Origin of the sequence: Ruoffia tabacinasalis (genome assembly GCF_005864045.1) — a bacterium.
GTDB lineage: Bacteria > Bacillota > Bacilli > Lactobacillales > Aerococcaceae > Ruoffia > Ruoffia tabacinasalis.
Map to the genome: position 1 here is coordinate 1 of NZ_VBSP01000125.1, position 273 is coordinate 273.

At 42.5% G+C, this 273-nt stretch carries 1 pseudogene; it reads left to right on the forward strand.

Annotation, left to right across the window (positions count from 1 at the left end):
* A pseudogene (locus FEZ33_RS12295) lies at positions 1–273 on the forward strand (IS30 family transposase); the annotation flags it as partial.

A 273-nucleotide genomic window follows, 5' to 3' on the forward strand; every position in this document is an offset into this window, starting at 1 on the left:
GTCGAGAGTCTCAAGAAACGCGAGGAAAGTTTAATATCGGCACTCCCATCTCAAAACGCCCCAAATCTGTGAAGAATCGAAAAGAGTTCGGGCATTGGGAACTCGACACAGTTGTTTCTTCTCGAGGTAAGAGTAAAGGTTGTTTCGCGAGCTTTGCAGAACGAAAAAGCCGTATATATATTGCTTTACCCATGCCAAATCGCTCTAAAGTTGCTATGCAAACTGCGATTGAAGATTTGAGAGAAAACTTACCTAAGGAAGCTTTAAAGTCCT